The sequence below is a fragment of the Corynebacterium humireducens NBRC 106098 = DSM 45392 genome, assembly GCF_000819445.1.
In the GTDB taxonomy this organism is placed as follows: Bacteria; Actinomycetota; Actinomycetes; order Mycobacteriales; family Mycobacteriaceae; genus Corynebacterium; species Corynebacterium humireducens.
The window spans coordinates 2,095,748-2,113,168 of the sequence record NZ_CP005286.1 but is presented as its reverse complement, the minus strand read 5'-3'; the positions used below and the strand labels follow the sequence as shown (position 1 = coordinate 2,113,168).

Below are 17,421 nucleotides of genomic sequence, written 5' to 3'. Positions count from 1 at the left end.
CACAACATAATAACCGGCATATGATGACCGGGTGGGGCGACATTAGCGGAGGCTGATGAGCGCCCCGAGATTCGCCCTGTTCCTGATCGGTCACTGACAGTGAGGTGAGAAATGCGCCCAGACGGTGGTGTGGACACACTCGATGTCCTGTCCATCCCGGCCGGACACGTCTACACGGAGGCCGTCCGCCCCCTCGACGTCCGCTACCGCCCGGACCCCGACATCGACGGCAACTGGTGGCCGCACCCGGCCCTCGACGCCGCCTGGTGGCACACCCGCTCCGACGCCGACCTGCCCGACCTCGTGCACCTGCACTTCGGCTTCGACCACCTCAGCGTCGCCGACACCCGCGCCCTCGTCGAGGTGCTGCGGGACCGCGGCGTGCCGCTCGTGGTGACTGTCCACGATCTGGACAACCCGCACTTCGTCGACCAGTCCGAGCACCACGCCAAACTGCACGTGCTTCTCGACGCCGCCGCCGCCCGTATCACCCTCACCGACGCCGCCGCCACCCGGCTGCGCCCCGGTGCCCGCATCATCCCGCACCCGCGCGTGGTCACCCATCCGCCGCAGGCCACCGGCACGGGCACGGGGATCGGGGTGTTCCTCAAGTCGCTGCGGGCGAACGTCATCACCGACCCCGTCTTCTACCGCATCCTCGCCCGCACCGTGCACCGCGCCACCGGCGAGCCCCTGCGCGTCCACCTGCACGAGGACTCCCGCACCGCGCACCTCACCCACGCCCTGTCCCGCGACCAGGCCGCCGGCTTCCTCGACGTGCGCTCCCACACCCCGATGTCCGACGACACCCTGCACGCGGCGGTGGGCAGGTGCGCCGTCGTGCTCCTGCCGTACCTGCGGGGCACCCACTCCGGCTGGCTGGAGATGTGCCGCGACCTCGGGGTCGACGTCGCCGTCCCCGACTGCGGCATGTACGTCGCCCAGGCCGACGATCCGCGGGGCGTGGAGGAGTACATCACCGGGGATCCCCTCGACGCCGCCCGCGCCCTCATCCACCTCCACGAGCAGGGACCGTTGCCCTACACGGGCGACCGCGACCGCCAGCTGGAGGACATCCGGCAGGCCCACCGCGAGGTGTACCGGGAGGTGAGCGGCCGATGACGCTGGCCACCACCCCGCGCCGCCGCATCGCGCTGGTCGCGCCCGCGCGCTATCCCATCCGGGAGCCCTACGCCGGCGGGCTCGAGGCCTTCTGCCACACCCTGGTCCGCGCCGTGCGCTCCCTCGGCCACACCGTCGACCTCTATGCCGCCGCCGGCTCCCAGGGGCACGTCCGCGACGTCGAGCTGCCCGGCATCTCCTGGTCCCGCGACCCCCTCGAGGCCAGCGACACCGCCTACCCGCCCGGGGCGCGCGCCGCGGAGGATGCCGCCTTCCACCGCCTGGCCCGTCACCTCGCGCGGGAGGGCTACGACATCGTGCACAACAACAGCCTCACCCCGGTCCTCTTCGAGCACCCGCTGCCGCTGCTGACCACCCTGCACACACCCGCCCTGCCGGAGGTGCAGGACGCCATCGCCGCCGCCGGCCCCCGCGCCGGGCGCTTCACCGCCGTGTCCGCCGCCACCGCCGCGGACTGGGTGCTGCCCCGCCCGGCCACGGTGATCCCCAACGGCGTCGACACCGACCTCTGGCGGCCCGGCCCCGGGGGCGAGGCCGCCGTGTGGTTCGGCCGCATCGTCCCCGAGAAGGGCCTGCACCTGGCCATGGACGCCTGCCGCCGCGCCGGGATCCCCCTGCTGTTCGCCGGCCGCGTCGGCGACCACCGCTACTTCTCCACGGAGATCGTCCCCCGCATGACGGGCCAGGCCGCCACGTGGGTCGGCGAACTCGACCACGTCGGCCTGCAGACCCTGGTCAGCCAGTGCCACGTCTGCCTGGTCACCCCGCGCTGGGAGGAGCCCTTCGGCCTCGTCGCCTTCGAGGCGATGGCCTGCGGCACCCCGGTCGCCGCTTTCCGACGCGGCGGCCTCGGCGAACTCCTCACCAGCGCCCCCGCGGCCCTGGCGGTGCCCGACGACGTCGAGTCCCTCGCCGCAGCTGTCCACGTCGCCGCCGGGATCGACCGGCCCGTGGTCCGCGAGTGGGTCGTCCGCCACCACAGCCTCACCCAGGTCGCGCGTCGCTACGCGGAGCTCTACAGCGAGGTGCCCACCCGATGATCGGTTTCTACGCCCACCACCACGGCAGCGGTCACGTGCACCGGTGTCGCGCCATCATGGCCGCCCTCGACCGTCCCGCCCAACTGCTGTCCACCGACCCGTCCGCGGATGTGGTGCTGGTGGACGATGCGGGGGCGTCGATAAGCGGGGACCGGGACGCCCACGGCACCCTGCACCACGTGCCGCCCGGGCACGCGGGGCTGCGCGGGCGCATGGCGCAGATCGCGGCGTGGATCGACGAGCACCGCCCCGCCGCCTTCTACGTCGACGTCTCCGTCGAGGTGGCGCTGCTGGCCCGGCTCATGGGCGTGCCGGTGATCACCCTCGCCATGCCGGGGGTGCGCGACGACGCCGCCCACCAGCTCGGCTACCGGCAGGCCGCCGCCATCATCGCGGCGTGGCCGAACTGGGTGCCGCTGCCCGAGCACCTGCGCGCCCACGGGCCGCGCGTGCACCAGGTCGGCGGCATCTCCCGCTTCCGGGGCGTGGAGGACGTCATCGACGGTGACGTCGTCGTCCTCAGCGGGCGCGGCGGCTCCGGGTGGACCCGCGGGCAGTGGGACGCCGTGCAGGAGGCCTGCCCCGACCGCTCCTTCCGCTTCCTCGGCGGCGACACGGCCGTCGCCGACCCCCTGCCGTACCTCGCCGGGGCGCGCGTCGTGGTCACCGCCGGCGGCCAGAACTCCGTCGCCGACGTCGCCGTGGCCGACACCCCGGCGCTCGTCCTCCCGCAGGAGCGCCCCTTCGCCGAGCAGCACGCCACGGCCGCGCTTCTCGACGCCGCCGGACTCGCCGTGGTCCGTCCTCAGTTCCCCACCGCCGCGGACTGGCCCGACCTGCTCGATGTGACGAATTCGCTGGACAGCCGGTGGATCCGGTGGCAGACTTCCGGTGCAGCCCAGCGTGCGGCTGATGTGATCCGGAAGGTGGTGACACAGTGACAACGTCGATGACAACGACAGCCAACACCCCCGTTACTGTGGTGACGCTGTCCAACGCCGGGCGACTGGCCCACGTCGCCCGCCAGGCGGCGTGCCTGCCCCGCGACGTCCGTCATCTGGTCGTCGCCCTCGGCGACGCGGAGGCACTGGCCGCCGCGCTGCCCGACTCCGAGGTCATCCCCCTCGGGGAGTTCTCCCTCGCCGGCGCCCGCAACCTCGGCGGCGACCTCGCGGCAAAGAACGCCGACGGCATCATCGTCTTCCTCGACGCCGACTGCCTCCCCGGCGAGAACCTCATCGGCTACTACCGCCTCGCGCTCGACGCCCACCCCGAGGCCGTCGTCGCCGGGCCCGTCACCTACCTGCCCGACGGGGACCGCCGCACCACGCGGCCTGACCCCCATCCGGCGCGCCCCAACCCGCCCGCCGGCACCCTCCTGCGTGCCGACGACCGCGGCTACGAACTCTTCTGGTCCCTCTCCTTCGCCCTGACCGCCGACACGTGGCGGCGCATCCGGCGCGGGTTCGGCGGTTTCGACAAGGGCTACACCGGCTACGGCGCGGAGGACACCGACTTCGGTCAGCACCTCCGCGCCCGGCGGATCCCCCTGTTCTGGGTCGGCGGGGCCGACGCCTACCACCAGTGGCACCCCGTCTCCGACCCGCCGTGGGAGCACTTCCACGACATCCTCCGCAACGCCGAACGCTTCCACGAGATCTGGGGTTTCTGGCCCATGACCGGGTGGCTGGAGAAGTTCGCCGACGAAGGCGCGGTGGAGTTCCGCGACGGCCGCTGGGTGGCCGTCAACTCCCGGCAGGCGCGGGTTCAAACTCGTTCGGGTGCGGCCCAACGCGCCCCGCTTCACCCTCGTCCAGTGATGTGATCGCCGCCATCTCGTCCGGGGTGAGCTCGAAACCGAAGACGTCGATGTTCTCGCGGATGCGCTCCGGGTGGGCGGACTTCGGGAAGAGGATCACCCCGTTCTGCAGGTGCCAGCGGATGATCGCCTGCGCGGGCGACACCCCGTGGGCGGCGGCGACGTCGACGACCTCCGGGGCGTCGAGAAGCCCGTTCCTCCCCATGCCCAGCGGCGACCACGCCTGCACGCGGATGCCGTGGACGCGGGCGGCGTCGATGTCCTTCCACGGCTGGAACGCCGGGTGCAGCTCCACCTGGTTGACCGCCGGGGTGACCGGGGTCTGCATCTCCAGGCGGTCGAGGTGCTCGGGCAGGAAATTCGACACGCCGATCGAGGTGGTCAGCCCCTGCTCCCGCAGCCCGATGAGCCCGCGCCACGCCTCGACGTAGCGGTTCTGCCGCGGGCACGGCCAGTGGATGAGGTAGAGGTCGACGTTGTCGAGGCCGAGGCGCTCGAGGGACTCGGCGAGGGCGACCTCCGGGTCGTCGTGCCGCCGATTCCACAGCTTCGTGGTCACGTACAGCTCGTCGCGCGGGATGCCCGACGCGGCGATCGCCCGGCCGACGCCCTCCTCGTTGCGGTAGATCGCGGCGGTGTCGATGTGCCGGTAGCCGGCCTCGAGGGCCTCACTGACGAGGCGTTCGGTGTCCTCCGGCGGAATCTGGAACACGCCGAACCCCAGCTGGGGGATCGACGTGTTGTCGTTGAGAGTGATGGTGGGAACGGTCATGCCCGCGATGCTACGCGCGCACCCCGGTCAGAAGTCGAAGTCGAAGCCTCCGTCGAACAGGCCGCCGCCGTCTCCACCGTCGAAGAAGCCGCCGCCCATGTCCTCACCGCCGCCCATGTCACCGGTGTCACCCATGTCGCCGGCATCGCCCATGTCCTCGCCACCGGCGGCCAGACCCTCCTCGTAGCCCTCGCCGTAGCCGGAGGCCCAGGCGTCGCCGCCGTAGCCCACACCGGCCATGCCGGAGAACATCATGGAGAACATCATCATCGACGTCGCCGTCCACATGCCGGTGGCCATCGCGTCGGCCCACCACGGGCGGGAGTACCAGCCGGCCGGGACCGGACGACCCGCGACGTTGCCGCCCGGGTAGTAGTTCGGCGTCTGGTCCGTGGCCACCGGGGAGGCGGTGATGGTCTGACCCTCGTGCTCGATGGTGCGACGCTCGGTGACCTTGCCGGCGTTGCGCTGACCCTCCAGGGGCGGCAGCTCCGGGCCGGGCGTCATGCCCATGATCTCGCGGGCGGCGTTCATGTAGTGCAGGCCCTCGAGCGCGGACTCACGCGCCAGCTCCGCCTGCTTGACGGTCTGCGCCTGGGAGATGGCGGAGGCTGCGGCGTTGTAGCGCTCCGAGGCGTCGGCGATGGCCTGCGTGGAGGCGGCGTCGTTGCCCGCGATGGTGAGCACCTGCGAGCCGAGGCGTTCGATCCAGCGGCGGGCGTCGGCCTGCGCGTCCTCCAGGCGGGTCTGCTCCACCTCCGCCGCCCGGTTCTTGTTGTTCCGGTTCATGAAGTAGGCGGCGCCACCGCCGAGGATCAGCAGGAGGAGGAGAAGTTCCACGAGTAGGTCACCTTCGATAGTCGTCGGGTCAGTCACCCCTATAACGCTTCTCGACGCCCCCTTGTTCCGGTTTTCCTAAATCCCCCTCCATGCGCTAGACTGGTCCGGCACACGCAGGGGAATGTCGTATAGTGGCTAATACCTCAGCCTTCCAAGCTGAAGACGCGGGTTCGATTCCCGTCATTCCCTCCAATTTCTCAAGCCCCGCACCGGTGAACGCCGGTGCGGGGTTTCCCTGTTTCCGACCCCCATGCAACGGCCCGGAATCATCTGCCGGTAGACTGCTGAACACACCTACGGGGCGTGGCGCAGTTTGGTAGCGCACCTGCTTTGGGAGCAGGGGGTCGCAGGTTCAAATCCTGTCGCCCCGACGTAGGGTCCGGTTCCGGCCGGCCTAAATGAACTGACAGTCAATGTGAAACCAGGAGAGTTACTCGTGAAGAGTTCCGTCGAGAAGCTGAGCGACACCCGCGTCAAGCTCACCGTCAACGTCCCCTTCGAGGACCTGAAGACTGAGATTGACCAGGCCTACACGGCCCTCGCTCAGCAGGTGTCCATCCCGGGTTTCCGTAAGGGCAAGGCACCGCGCCAGCTCATCGACGCCCGTTACGGCCGCGGCCCGATCCTGGAGCAGGTCGTCAACGACATGCTGCCGGTCCAGTACCAGAAGGCGATCGAGGAGAACGAGATCGTCGCCATCGGTCAGCCGACCGTCGACGTCACCAAGATCGAGGACAACGAGTTCGTCGAGTTCACCGCCGAGGTCGACATCCGCCCCGAGTTCGAGGTCCCGGACTTCTCCGAGCTCTCCGTCACCGTCCCGGCCATCGAGGTCGACGACGCCGCCGTCGACGAGGAGATCGACCGTCTGCGCGGCCGCTTCGGTGAGCTCAAGGACACCAAGCGCAAGCTCAAGACCGGCGACTACGCCATCATCGACCTGAAGGCCACCGTCGACGGCGAGGTCGTCGAGGAGGCCACCACCGAGGGGCTCTCCTACGAGATCGGCCAGGGCGACCTGATCGACGGCCTCGACACCGCCCTGCGCGGCATGAAGACCGGCGAGGACAACGAGTTCACCACCAAGATCGCCGCCGGTGAGCACAAGGACAAGGAGGCCACCGTGGCCGTCCACGTCCAGCAGACCAAGGAGCGCAAGCTGCCGGAGTTCGACGACGAGTTCGCCCAGATGGCGTCCGAGTTCGACACCGCCGACGAGCTGCGCGAGGCCACCCGCGCCCAGGTCGAGGAGTCCAAGAAGGCCCAGCAGGCCGCCGACATCCGCGACGAGGTCCTCAAGGCCGCCCTCGAGAAGACCGACTTCGCCCTGCCGGAGTCCATCGTCGACGAGCAGGTCCACCAGCAGCTCCACCAGCTGCTCGGCCAGATGGCCCACGACGAGAACGCCCTCAACGAGGTCCTCAAGGCCCAGGGCATGACCCGCGAGGAGTTCGACAAGCAGGCCCGCGAGGACTCCGAGAACGCCGTCCGCACCCAGCTGTTCCTGGACACCCTGGCCGAGCAGGAGAACCCGGAGGTCTCCCAGCAGGAGCTCACCGACCACATCCTGTTCACCGCCCAGTCCTACGGCATGGACCCGAACCAGTTCGTCGGCCAGCTGCAGCAGTCCGGCCAGATCGCGAACCTGTTCTCCGACGTCCGTCGCGGCAAGGCCCTGGCCGCCGCCATCTGCCGTGTCTCCGTCAAGGATGACCAGGGCAACGACGTCGACCCCTCCGAGTACTTCGGCGAGGAGCCGGAGGCCGAGGCTGAGGACACCGAGTCCTCCGAGGACTAGTCCTCCCTGAGACGTTGAACGCGCCCCTGACCTACGGGTCGGGGGCGCGTTTTTCGTGGAGCGGGAAGCGGTGTCGTGCACATCTGACGCAAGCCAGTGCCGACGCCGCAGCGTCGGCAGCCTGGAATGCGGGGGCGTCGAGAAGCGTTGGGACGCTGTGAGCGAACAGAAGGGCGATCCGGGGAGCACCGCTAGTACCCTGGGAGCCATCGACAAAAATGAGACACAGGAGTTTGACTGACATGACTGATGAGATCCGGATGACGTCCCCGGGGGCGGGCATGAACCTCGGCGACTCGGTGTACGAGCGCCTGCTGCGTGAGCGCATCATCTTCCTCGGCCAGCAGGTCGACGATGAGATCGCGAACAAGATCTGCGCGCAGATCCTGCTGCTGACGGCGGAGGACCCGAGCCGCGACATCTCGCTGTACATCAACTCCCCGGGTGGTTCCGTCACCGCTGGCATGGCGATCTACGACACGATGAAGTACTCCCCGTGCGACATCGCCACCTACGGCATGGGTCTGGCCGCCTCCATGGGCCAGTTCCTGCTCTCCGGCGGCACCAAGGGCAAGCGTTACGCCCTGCCGCACGCGCGCATCATGATGCACCAGCCGTCCGCCGGTGTCGGTGGTACCGCCGCGGACATCGCCATCCAGGCCGAGCAGTTCGCCCAGACCAAGCGCGAGATGGCCGAGCTCATCGCCGAGCACACCGGCCAGACCTTCGAGCAGATCACCAAGGACTCCGACCGTGACCGTTGGTTCACGGCCGAGGAGGCCAAGGAGTACGGACTCGTCGACCACGTCATCAGCCACGCTGAGGGCCCGATCAGCAACTAGGGAATGTGAGAAGAGAAATTATGAACAACGGATTCCAGATGCCCCAGTCGCGTTACGTCCTGCCCTCCTTCATCGAGCAGTCCGCCTACGGCACCAAGGAGACCAACCCGTACGCCAAGCTCTTCGAGGAGCGCATCATCTTCCTGGGCACCCAGGTCGACGACACCTCCGCCAACGACATCATGGCGCAGCTGCTGGTCCTCGAGGGTCTTGACCCCGACCGCGACATCACCATGTACATCAACAGCCCCGGTGGCTCCTTCACCGCGCTGATGGCGATCTACGACACCATGCAGTACGTCCGCCCCGACGTCCAGACCGTCTGCCTCGGCCAGGCCGCCTCCGCCGCCGCCGTGCTGCTGGCCGCCGGCGCCCCGGGCAAGCGTGCCGCCCTGCCGAACGCGCGCGTGCTCATCCACCAGCCGGCCACCCAGGGCACCCAGGGCCAGGTCTCCGACCTGGAGATCCAGGCCGCCGAGATCGAGCGCATGCGTCGTCTCATGGAGGAGACCCTCTCGCGTCACACCGGCAAGCCCGCGGATCAGATCCGCCTGGACACCGACCGTGACAAGATCCTCACGGCCGAGGAGGCCAAGGAGTACGGCATCATCGACACCGTCTTCGACTACCGCAAGCTCAACGCTTAGAGGCAGTCACGTGGAAGGGGCCCTGCGGGGCCCCTTTTTCGTTGCCTGGTCCGGGCCAACCCGTTCATACCGTGAGGGCATCGGCGGGTGAGCGCCCCGGGCCCCTCGCGGTACGAAAAGGTTGCTGGCCAAGATCTCCGATCAGTCCTCGTGCGGCGGGAGGATCGCCTCGGGGGACTCGGGCAGGATCTGACCGCCGTCGATGACCAGGGTCTGCCCGGTGATGTACCCGGCCTCGCGGGACGCGAGGAAGGCGGCGGCGTTGCCGATGTCACGCGGGTCGCCCAGACGCAGGGCGGGGATGCCGCGGGCCATCTGCGCGAGGTACTCCTCGCCCTGGGCGCGCAGGCCGTCGGTGAGGATGTTGCCGGGCAGGACACCGTTGATGGTGATGCCGTCACGGGCGACCTCGAGGGCGGCGCCACGCATGAAGCCCTGCTGGGCGGCCTTCGAGGCACCGTAGTGCGACCAGCCGGGGTAGCCGGTGTGGGAGCCGGTGATCGAGGTGGTGATGACGATGCGTCCGTAGCGTTCCCGCCGCATGTACGGCAGGACCTCCTGCACGACGACGAACGTGCCGCGGGTGTTGATGTTGAACATCTGCTCCCACTTCTCGTCGGTGAGTTCGTCGAGGGTGGCCTGTGGGAACACCCCGGCGTTGGAGCAGAGGATCTGGATGCCGCCGAACTCCTCGGCGACGGAGGCGAACACGGCGCGGACCTGGTCGCGGTCGGTGACGTCGAGTTCACGGGCATGGGAGCCGGTCTCGGCGGCGGTCCGCTCGGCGGCGGCGAGGTCGAGGTCGGCGATGATGACGGTGGCGCCGGCCTCGCGGAGGGACTCGACGATGCCGCGGCCGATACCCGCGGCACCTCCCGTGACGATGGCGGTCTGGTTGTGCAGGTCGAACATGGGTCACGACTCCTGGGGTGGGGGATCGGGTCCCCACCCACGGTACCGAGGGGTCTACAGCTCGTCGAGAACCCGCGGCAGCTCGTTCCTCGTGCGCACCCCGAGCTTCCGGTACACGCGGGTGAGGTGGTACTCGACGGTCTTGGTGGAGAGGAACAGTTCGCGGGCGACCTCGCGGTTGGTGGCGCCCTCGGCGACGAGCTTCGCGATCTCCTGTTCCTGGGGTGTCAGGCCGCCGGCCCCGGTGGTGCGGGTGCCGAGGCCGCCGGCGCGGCGTTCGCGGTTGCAGCGGTTGACGAACTCGGTGGCGCCCATCGCGGCGAAGACGTCACCGGCGCGGGCGAAGATCTCGTCCGCCTGCCGACGCCTGCCCAGTCGGCGCAGGACCCGGCCGTACTCGTAGAGGATGCGGGCCTGGTAGGTCGGCATGGTGAGGGACTCGATCTGCTCGACGGCCTCCTCGAAACGGCGGATGCCGCCCTCGATGTCACCGTGCTGCATGAGGATGCCGGCGCGGGGGACGGCGAGTTTGGCGTGGAGGGAGCCGATGCCGGACTCGGCGGCGCGTTCCTCGGCGCGGGAGGTGAGGTCGTCGGCGTCGTCGATACGCCCGGTGAGCACGAGGTGCTGGGCCCAGACGTCCTCCCAGGGCCAGAAGCCGGGCTGGGAGATGTCGGTCTCGCGGCTGATGTTGACCAGGGTCTCGCCGGCGCGTTCCAGGCTGGAGGCGTCGCCCTCGATGCTGCCGACGAGCAGGCGGCACATGGCGGAGGGGATGCGCTGGATAGCGAAGGCGTCGTGGCTGAACGTCAGGCGGTTGATGTACGCGCGGGACAGTTCCCGGTCGCCGCGGTAGGCGGCGACCTGGGAGCCGGTCCACAGGAGGAGGGGTTCGAGGAAGCGGATGCCGAAGCGTTCGGCACGGGCCAGGCCGCGCTCGACGGTGCGTTCGGCCTCGCGGTACTCGCCGAGGAGGAACTGGGTGCGGGCGAGCCAGGCGTCCATCCACAGGGAGATGCGTTCGGAGCCCTCGTTGCCGGGGTTGAACTGCAGGTAGCGGCGGGCGGCGACGGGGTCGTCGTGGACGAGGTGGATCCAGCCGGCGGCCATGTTGCGACGCTGCGCCAGGGCGGGGGTCTCGCCGGGTAGGGGGACGTCGGAGGGGATCGAGCGGGTGAGGGCGCTGCGGCCGACGAGGGAGATGTACTGCGCCTGGAGGCGGGAGGCGGAGGTCTCGGGCGCCCAGTCGTCGGTGACGCCGGCCCAGTGGATGACCTTCTCCGGTTCCCAGTCCGCCAGGTGGATGAGCACCTTGCGGGAGGCGACGCGGGTGCGCAGGGCGGCGTCGGTGGAGCGGGTCTCCTCGAGGGTGTCCCAGGCGCGGTCGATGAGGGACACTGCTTCGTTGCGACGCCCCTCGTGCAGCGCCAGGTAGCTGCGCACGGAGTCGACCTTGACGTCGCGGACCGCCCGCGACAGGGAACCGGCGTGGAGGCGGGCGCGGGGGATGTCGGCCGCGGCGAGGAGCGCCTCGATGGAGTTGAGGTGCTGGTCGTGGGAGACATCCGGGTGCGAGGCGACCTTGGCCGCCAGGGTGAAGGCGTCGGCGGCGTCGAGCCACTGGCCGGCGGCGCCGAGCTGTTCGCCGCGTTCGGCGAGCTGGCGGGCGGTGGCGTCGTCGGTGCCCTCGGCGCTGAGCGCCTCGTGGATGAGGGCGGCGTCGATGTTGTGGTACGCGCGGTGGTACTGGGCGGCGCGGCGGTGCAGGCGTCGGACCTGCGCCGGGCCGGTGGTCGCGCGGATGACGGCGCGGTCGGTGGGGTGGGTGAAACTCAGCACCGGATCACCGGAGCTGGGCAGGAGTTCGAGGAGGTCGGCGGTGACGGCGGCGTCGAGAAGCGAGCCGTCGAGGTCGTCCGCGAGGAAGCGGACGAGGTCGGGGGTGCCGGTGCCGGTGCCGGGCAGGACCGCGACTGCGGCGAGGACCGCGCCGACGTCGAGGCCGCGGGTGCGGCGTGCGAGGGCGGCGCGCCACGGCTTCGGGAGGGGGATCTGCGGGTTGGACAGCCGCCAGTGGTCGGCGGGTGCGGCCTGCAGGACCTCCTGGATGAGGCCCGGGCGGCCGCCGGTGAGGTCGCGCAGTTCCGCCGCCGCGAGCGGGGAGAGGTGCGCGCCGATGCTGTGCAGGGCGAGGGCGGAGACGTCCTCGACGTCGAGGGGCGCGAGGGTGAGCGCCGTGTCGACGATCTCCCGCAGGTGGGACATGGGCAGGTCGTCGGAGGCGTCGTCATGGTCGGAGGCCGTCATGATGACCGCGAGGCTGCCCTTCCGCAGGCGGCGGGTGGCGTCGACCAGTTCGCGCAGGGAGGTGACGTCGGCCCAGTGCACGTCGTCGATGAGGAGGGCGGTGCGGGCACCGTCCCGGTCGACGAGTCCGGTGAGCGGGCCCGCGTGGTCGGCACGCCCGAGGATCTGGGCGAGCAGCTCACCCTCGTTCTGCGCATGCCAGGACAGGGCGGACACGCGGATGCCGGACCAGCCGGGCAGGGCGCGGGAGAGTTGCCTGAGCAGCGAGGACTTGCCGGCGCCGACGGGGCCGGTGACCAGGGTGAGCAGGCCGCCGCCTGGGGGCAGTTCGGTGACCTCGTCGATCACCGTGCGCAGAAGGCTGCCGGAGGTCTGCTGGGGGCCGAGGTTACGGGAGGAGTGCACGGTCCCACGCTAACACCCTCATGCCAGGGGGCGTTGAGGGTTACCCAAGGGGGCGGTGTTCGCAGCATGTGCCCATGTTCGGTCTGCGTCCGCCGCTGGCAGCAATGTCATATCTTTGCGACGCCCGCCGTCAACCGCCCACGCCGCGCGCGAGGTGGGGCTCATTTTGTGTGTTTACCAGGGGGTCTCCGTCCGCCGTCGACGACGGCGTCAGCGGACCGGGGGTAATTTCCATACTTTTGTACGCCCCCGACTCTGCGTTCCTGTCCTAGGGCAGGGCCTAGGATTTCGCCGGGGTGAGGGGTTCAGCGAACCCCGGTTCGCCGGCGGATAGTGGGATGACCTGCGGGAATGGGGGAGGGGGAGCGGGGTGGCGTCGAGAAGCGTCGGGCGCCGGACGTGGAAAACGGTTGCGCCTCAAGGGTGAGGTGGGACACAGTGTTGTCATTCCAGCGAACACCTCACTCGTTGCTGGGCCCCACCTCTTCAACTGATCACAGGGAGCATCATGACCTTCGAGAACCTCTCCGGCGTCCAGGGCGACCCGACCGCCAAGGGTGCCGGCAGCGCAGCCACCGACAAGTTCAAGGGCGAGACCGTCAAGTCCGACACCTCCAAGGAGCGTGCGAACGCGATCTACACCGATCTGCTCGCCGCCATCGCCGAGGTCGCCCACAAGCACCAGGTCACCTATGACGAGTACCGCGTGCTCAAGAACTGGATGATCCAGGTCGGCGAGTACGGCGAGTGGCCGTTGTGGCTGGACGTCTTCGTCGAGCACGAGATCGAGGAGATCAACTACAACCGCCACGACTACACCGGCACCAAGGGCTCCATCGAGGGCCCGTACTACGTCCCGAACGCACCGGAGCTTCCGTGGAAGACCGAGATGCCGATGCGGGAGAAGGACAAGGCCGCAGATCCGCTGATCTTCAAGGGCCAGGTCACCGACGTCGAGGGCAAGGGCCTGGGCGGCGCCACCGTCGAGCTGTGGCACGCCGACGAGGACGGCCTCTACGCGCAGTTCGCGCCGGGCATCCCGGAGTGGAACCTGCGCGGCACCATCCGCACCAACGAGAACGGCGAGTTCGAGATCACCACCCTGTTCCCGGCCCCGTACCAGATCCCGGCGGACGGCCCGACCGGCTGGTTCATCGACTCCTACGGCGGCCACCCGTGGCGCCCGGCCCACCTGCACCTCATGGTGAAGCACCCGGGCTACCGTGAGATCACCACGCAGCTCTACTTCGAGGGCGGCGAGTGGGTCGAGAACGACGTCGCCACCGCTGTGAAGCCGGAGCTCATGCTCAACCCGCAGCCCAACGCCGAGGGCACGCACGAGGTCACCTACAACTTCGCGCTCGACAAGGAAGACTAGTCCTTGCCTGAACTGCCCCACGCCCCCTCCGGGCGTGGGGCTTTTCCCCATTCACTACCAGGAGTAACACTTGTCTGATCTGAAGATCGCGAAGGTCGAGGCCCGCCTTCTCGACGTCCCCCTCTTCCGCCCCCACGGCTTCGCCACCTACACCGCCACCGCCCAGCCCATCCTGCTGGTCTCCGTCACCCTCGAGGGCGGGGTCACCGGCTTCGGCGAGGGCGTCGTCCCCGGCGGTGCCTGGTGGGGAGGCGAGAACGCCGAGACCATGAAGGTCATCATCGACGGCAATCTCGCGCCCATCATGGTCGGCCGGGAGGTGAACGAACTCGCCGGCATCATGGCCGACTTCGAGCGCTCCGTGGCCAACATGCGTTTCGCCAAGGCCGCCTGCGACATCGCCATGCACGACGCCTGGGCCCGCGCCCTGGGCATCCCGGTGCGTGACCTGCTCGGCGGCCGTGTCCGCGACGAGATCGACGTGACCTGGGCCCTCGGCGTCCTGCCGCTGGAGGAGGCCGTCGGTGAGATTGAGGAGCGCATCGCCTCCCACGGGCACACCTCCTTCAAGCTCAAGATGGGCTCCGGAGACCCGGCCGTGGACACCTCGCGCATCGCCGAGCTGGCCCGCGAACTCGACGGGCGCGTCGGTCTGCGCATCGACGTCAACGCCCGCTGGGACCGCATCACCTCCCTGAAGTACCTGCCGGTCCTGGCGGAGGCGGGCATCGAGCTCTTCGAGCAGCCCACCCCGGCCCATGACCTGGCCACCCTCCGCGAGATCACCCGCCGCATCGGCGTGCCCGTCATGGCTGACGAGTCCGTGTGCTCCCCGGCTGATGCCCTGGCCGTGGTCCGCGAGGAGGCCGCCGACGTCATCGCCGTGAAGACCACCAAGCTCGGCGGTCTCCTCGAGTCGAAGAAGACCGCCGCCATCGCCGAGGCCGCCGGCCTGGCCTGCCACGGCGCCACCTCCCTCGAGGGGCCCTTCGGCACCGCCGCGTCCCTGCACTTCGCGTGCTCCACCAAGGCGATCTCCTACGGCTCGGAGCTCTTCGGCCCGATGCTGCTCCGGGAGTCCTACACCACCGAGGACCTCGTCTACGAGGACGGCGTGGTCCGGCTGCCGGAGGGTCCGGGACTGGGCCTGGAGCCCGACTGGGACAAGATCAACCACTTCACCCGCGACTAGCGATATCCTCGCCATCATGTGGCTCATCCGACTCGTGGCACGCCTGCCCCTCGACATGGATCCCGAGGTCCGCGCCGACCTCCTCCAGCGCACCGCCGACCTGCTCGCCGGATGGCCCGGTGAGGTGTGGCGCATCCCGGGCGGGTGGACGGTGGTCGCGCGTGTGGAGTCGGCGGACCCGCACGCACTCGTCGCCGGGCTGCCGCTGGGGCCGTGGCTGGACGTCACGGTGGAGCCGCTCGTCCGGTTGTGAGGCATGAAAGAACTCCCCGTCCCTGATGCAGGGACGGGGAGTCGGCTTTTTCCTCTACAGGGAGGAGGTCAGTGCGGAGGAGCCGAGGCCCAGGCCGCCACCCACGAGGGAGGAGCCCACGGACCAGAGGACCCAGGCGGCGCCCATCTGGATGCCGGCGTGGATCTGGTCGGCCGGAGCGCCCGGGAAGACGTTCTGGACGCCCTGGACCCACGCGTGGTCGACCGGGATCTCGGAGGACGGGAACGGGGCCGCGGACTGCGCGTTGGCGACGGCAGAGGTGCCACCCAGGACGAGGGCGGTGGTGGCGAGGGCGACGATGGACTTACGAAGCATGGGAGCCTCCTGTGTAGGTGCAGTGTATGGGGAACTTTATTCGCACTGTGGGTGGTGCTTAGTCCCGAGGTTATGTGTGCTCTTCAGTGGATGCTCGTCCTGCGGCCAACAGTTGCCATTCTGTGGCCCAATGGGGGTGTTCTGCTTCACACGGATGACCATTGCAACAGGTCAGCCGTGTTTTGTTTTGGGGGCAAAGGGGGTGGTCCCTGTGTTGCCGCTTATCGACGCCCCGCCGGTCTGATTTCTCGGCCGCCCTCCGTCACCCTGGTGCACACCCCTAACTAACCCCCGGGTCAAATGGGCGCGCTAAACGCGCTGGCCAGCGGGGATTCATTCGGGAGCGGTACGTTCGCATGGCGAACCCCTTGCCAAAATGTGAACCACGTCTCTACGGTGACGTCCAACACCCCACAGGGAACAGGAGGACCCACCCATGACCACCCTCAACGCCGCCACCGACGGCTTCTTCGCCCCACTCCACTTCCCGGAGTACCGCACCACCGTCAAGCGCAACCCGAACAACGACCTCATCATGGTCCCCGAGCGTCTCGGTGAACTCTCCGGCCCCGTCTTCGGCAGCTACGACCTCGGCGGCATCGACAACGACATGACCCAGGCCAACGGCGGCGAGGCCATCGGCCAGCGCATCCTCGTCCACGGCCGTGTCCTCGGCTGGGACGGCAAGCCGGTCCCGAACACCCTCATCGAGGCGTGGCAGGCCAACTCCGCGGGCCGCTACCGCCACAAGAACGACTCCTGGCCCGCCCCGCTCGACCCCCACTTCAACGGCGTGGCCCGCACCATGACCGACGAGAACGGCCACTACAGCTTCTACACCGTCAAGCCGGGCATGTACCCGTGGGGCAACCACCACAACGCGTGGCGCCCGGCGCACATCCACTTCTCGCTCTTCGGCCGCCAGTTCACCGAGCGCCTGGTCACCCAGATGTACTTCCCGGGCGACCCGATGTTCTTTCAGGACCCCATCTACAACGCGGTCCCGGCCGGCGCCCGCGAGCGCATGATCGCCGTCTTCGACTACGACGAGACCCGCCCGAACTACGCCCTGGGCTACAAGTTCGACATCGTCCTGCGCGGCAAGAACGCCACCCCCTTCGAGTAGAGACAGAGGAAAACCCATGATCGACACCCACAAGACCGGCGAGTTCCGCTACGAGGTCTCCGACATCCGCGACCAGGACGAGGCCGGCTTCGGCATCACCCCCTCCCAGACGGTTGGCCCCTACGTCCACATCGGGCTCACCCGTGAGGGCTCCGAGATCATCGCCCCGGAGGGCACCGCCGACACCGTCGACGTCACCTTCACCGTCCTCGACGGCAACGGCGACCCGGTGGCCGACGCCATGATCGAGATCTGGCAGACCGGCCCGGACGGCACCTACAACACCGAGGAGGCCGAGGGCTTCCGCGGCCTGGGCCGGGGCATGTGCGACGACACCGGCTCCGTCACCTTCACCACCGTGCTGCCGGGTGCCGCCGGCGAGGAGGCCCCGCACCTCAAGGTCGGTGTGTTCGCGCGCGGCATGCTCGAGCGCCTGTACACCCGCCTCTACTTCCCGGCCAACGACAACAGCGCCGACCCGGTGCTCCAGCTTGTCGACGCCCCCCGCCGCGACCTCCTCCTCGCGGAACCGGTGGACGGTGGTTTCCGGAAGACCATCGTCATGCAGCACGAGGATCCGGAGAAGGAGACCCCGTTCTTCCGTGTCTGAC

17 protein-coding genes and 2 tRNA genes are annotated in these 17,421 nt (G+C 69.3%); 14 read left to right on the top strand and 5 right to left on the bottom strand.

The features are described from left to right. Positions 1–129: 129 nt before the first annotated feature. From B842_RS10410 to B842_RS10395, 4 genes are read left to right on the top strand one after another with little or no spacing between them, the layout of a single operon-like run. Positions 130–1,122, top strand: coding sequence for a glycosyltransferase family 1 protein (locus B842_RS10410; RefSeq protein ID WP_245631340.1), 993 nt, complete (start codon positions 130–132; stop codon positions 1,120–1,122). Next, positions 1,119–2,183 carry a glycosyltransferase family 4 protein gene (locus tag B842_RS14095; RefSeq protein ID WP_040086558.1) on the top strand — a complete coding sequence of 355 codons (1,065 nt, stop codon included), beginning with the start codon at positions 1,119–1,121 and terminating at the stop codon, positions 2,181–2,183. Before B842_RS10410 ends, B842_RS14095 begins: the two co-directional genes overlap by 4 nt. Further along, positions 2,180–3,124 (top strand): hypothetical protein, encoded by a 945-nt coding sequence (locus B842_RS10400; RefSeq protein ID WP_040086556.1) that lies wholly within the window; start codon positions 2,180–2,182, stop codon positions 3,122–3,124. Before B842_RS14095 ends, B842_RS10400 begins: the two co-directional genes overlap by 4 nt. Before the next feature lie 8 nt (positions 3,125–3,132). Continuing rightward, positions 3,133–4,008, top strand: coding sequence for a glycosyltransferase family 2 protein (locus tag B842_RS10395; protein WP_156119504.1), 876 nt, complete (start codon positions 3,133–3,135; stop codon positions 4,006–4,008). On the opposite strand, the gene B842_RS10390 is transcribed toward B842_RS10395, so the two are convergent. Next, positions 3,929–4,774: an aldo/keto reductase gene (locus tag B842_RS10390; RefSeq protein WP_040086555.1), complete on the bottom strand. Its 846-nt coding sequence runs from the start codon at positions 4,772–4,774 to the stop codon at positions 3,929–3,931. The two genes, B842_RS10395 and B842_RS10390, sit on opposite strands and share 80 nt — an antisense overlap. 27 nt (positions 4,775–4,801) lie before the next feature. After that, entirely contained in the window at positions 4,802–5,563 is a 762-nt protein-coding gene (locus tag B842_RS10385) for a DUF1542 domain-containing protein (RefSeq protein ID WP_174520259.1), read from the bottom strand. A gap of 168 nt (positions 5,564–5,731) precedes the next feature. On the opposite strand from B842_RS10385, the gene B842_RS10380 reads away from it, so the two are divergent. The 5 genes from B842_RS10380 (at position 5,732) to B842_RS10360 (ending at position 8,901) form a co-directional block, all read left to right on the top strand. Next, positions 5,732–5,806, top strand: a tRNA-Gly gene (locus tag B842_RS10380). Positions 5,807–5,911: 105 nt separating this feature from the next. Then, positions 5,912–5,985: transfer RNA gene (locus B842_RS10375), tRNA-Pro, on the top strand. 65 nt (positions 5,986–6,050) lie between these two features. Continuing rightward, entirely contained in the window at positions 6,051–7,412 is a 1,362-nt protein-coding gene (gene tig, locus B842_RS10370) for a trigger factor (RefSeq protein WP_040086553.1), read from the top strand. A gap of 242 nt (positions 7,413–7,654) precedes the next feature. Continuing rightward, complete coding sequence (locus tag B842_RS10365) at positions 7,655–8,254, top strand: ATP-dependent Clp protease proteolytic subunit (protein WP_040086552.1); 600 nt, start codon at positions 7,655–7,657, stop codon at positions 8,252–8,254. A 20-nt stretch (positions 8,255–8,274) separates the two neighbouring features. Further along, the gene (locus B842_RS10360; protein ID WP_040086550.1) at positions 8,275–8,901 is read left to right on the top strand and encodes an ATP-dependent Clp protease proteolytic subunit; all 627 of its coding nucleotides are present in this window, start codon (positions 8,275–8,277) and stop codon (positions 8,899–8,901) included. 141 nt (positions 8,902–9,042) lie between these two features. On the opposite strand, the gene fabG is transcribed toward B842_RS10360, so the two are convergent. Both fabG and B842_RS10350 read right to left on the bottom strand, forming a co-directional pair. Beyond that, positions 9,043–9,813, bottom strand: coding sequence for a 3-oxoacyl-ACP reductase FabG (fabG, locus tag B842_RS10355; protein WP_040086549.1), 771 nt, complete (start codon positions 9,811–9,813; stop codon positions 9,043–9,045). A 54-nt stretch (positions 9,814–9,867) separates the two neighbouring features. Next, entirely contained in the window at positions 9,868–12,525 is a 2,658-nt protein-coding gene (locus B842_RS10350; protein WP_052437887.1) for a helix-turn-helix transcriptional regulator, read from the bottom strand. A 508-nt stretch (positions 12,526–13,033) separates the two neighbouring features. On the opposite strand from B842_RS10350, the gene catA reads away from it, so the two are divergent. The 3 genes from catA (at position 13,034) to B842_RS10335 (ending at position 15,348) form a co-directional block, all read left to right on the top strand. Beyond that, positions 13,034–13,903, top strand: coding sequence for a catechol 1,2-dioxygenase (gene catA / locus B842_RS10345; RefSeq protein WP_040086547.1), 870 nt, complete (start codon positions 13,034–13,036; stop codon positions 13,901–13,903). A 70-nt stretch (positions 13,904–13,973) separates the two neighbouring features. Next, positions 13,974–15,095 carry a muconate/chloromuconate family cycloisomerase gene (locus B842_RS10340; RefSeq protein ID WP_040086542.1) on the top strand — a complete coding sequence of 374 codons (1,122 nt, stop codon included), beginning with the start codon at positions 13,974–13,976 and terminating at the stop codon, positions 15,093–15,095. A 16-nt stretch (positions 15,096–15,111) separates the two neighbouring features. Beyond that, positions 15,112–15,348: a muconolactone Delta-isomerase family protein gene (locus tag B842_RS10335; protein WP_040086541.1), complete on the top strand. Its 237-nt coding sequence runs from the start codon at positions 15,112–15,114 to the stop codon at positions 15,346–15,348. A gap of 54 nt (positions 15,349–15,402) precedes the next feature. Here B842_RS10335 and B842_RS10330 read toward each other — a convergent pair whose 3' ends face one another. Continuing rightward, positions 15,403–15,684 (bottom strand): hypothetical protein, encoded by a 282-nt coding sequence (locus B842_RS10330; protein WP_040086539.1) that lies wholly within the window; start codon positions 15,682–15,684, stop codon positions 15,403–15,405. Positions 15,685–16,120: 436 nt separating this feature from the next. Here B842_RS10330 and pcaH point away from each other — a divergent pair, with 436 nt between their 5' ends. Both pcaH and pcaG read left to right on the top strand, forming a co-directional pair. Next, positions 16,121–16,810, top strand: coding sequence for a protocatechuate 3,4-dioxygenase subunit beta (pcaH, locus tag B842_RS10325; RefSeq protein ID WP_040086538.1), 690 nt, complete (start codon positions 16,121–16,123; stop codon positions 16,808–16,810). A 16-nt stretch (positions 16,811–16,826) separates the two neighbouring features. After that, positions 16,827–17,420: a protocatechuate 3,4-dioxygenase subunit alpha gene (gene pcaG, locus B842_RS10320; RefSeq protein ID WP_040086537.1), complete on the top strand. Its 594-nt coding sequence runs from the start codon at positions 16,827–16,829 to the stop codon at positions 17,418–17,420. Position 17,421: the final 1 nt, after the last annotated feature.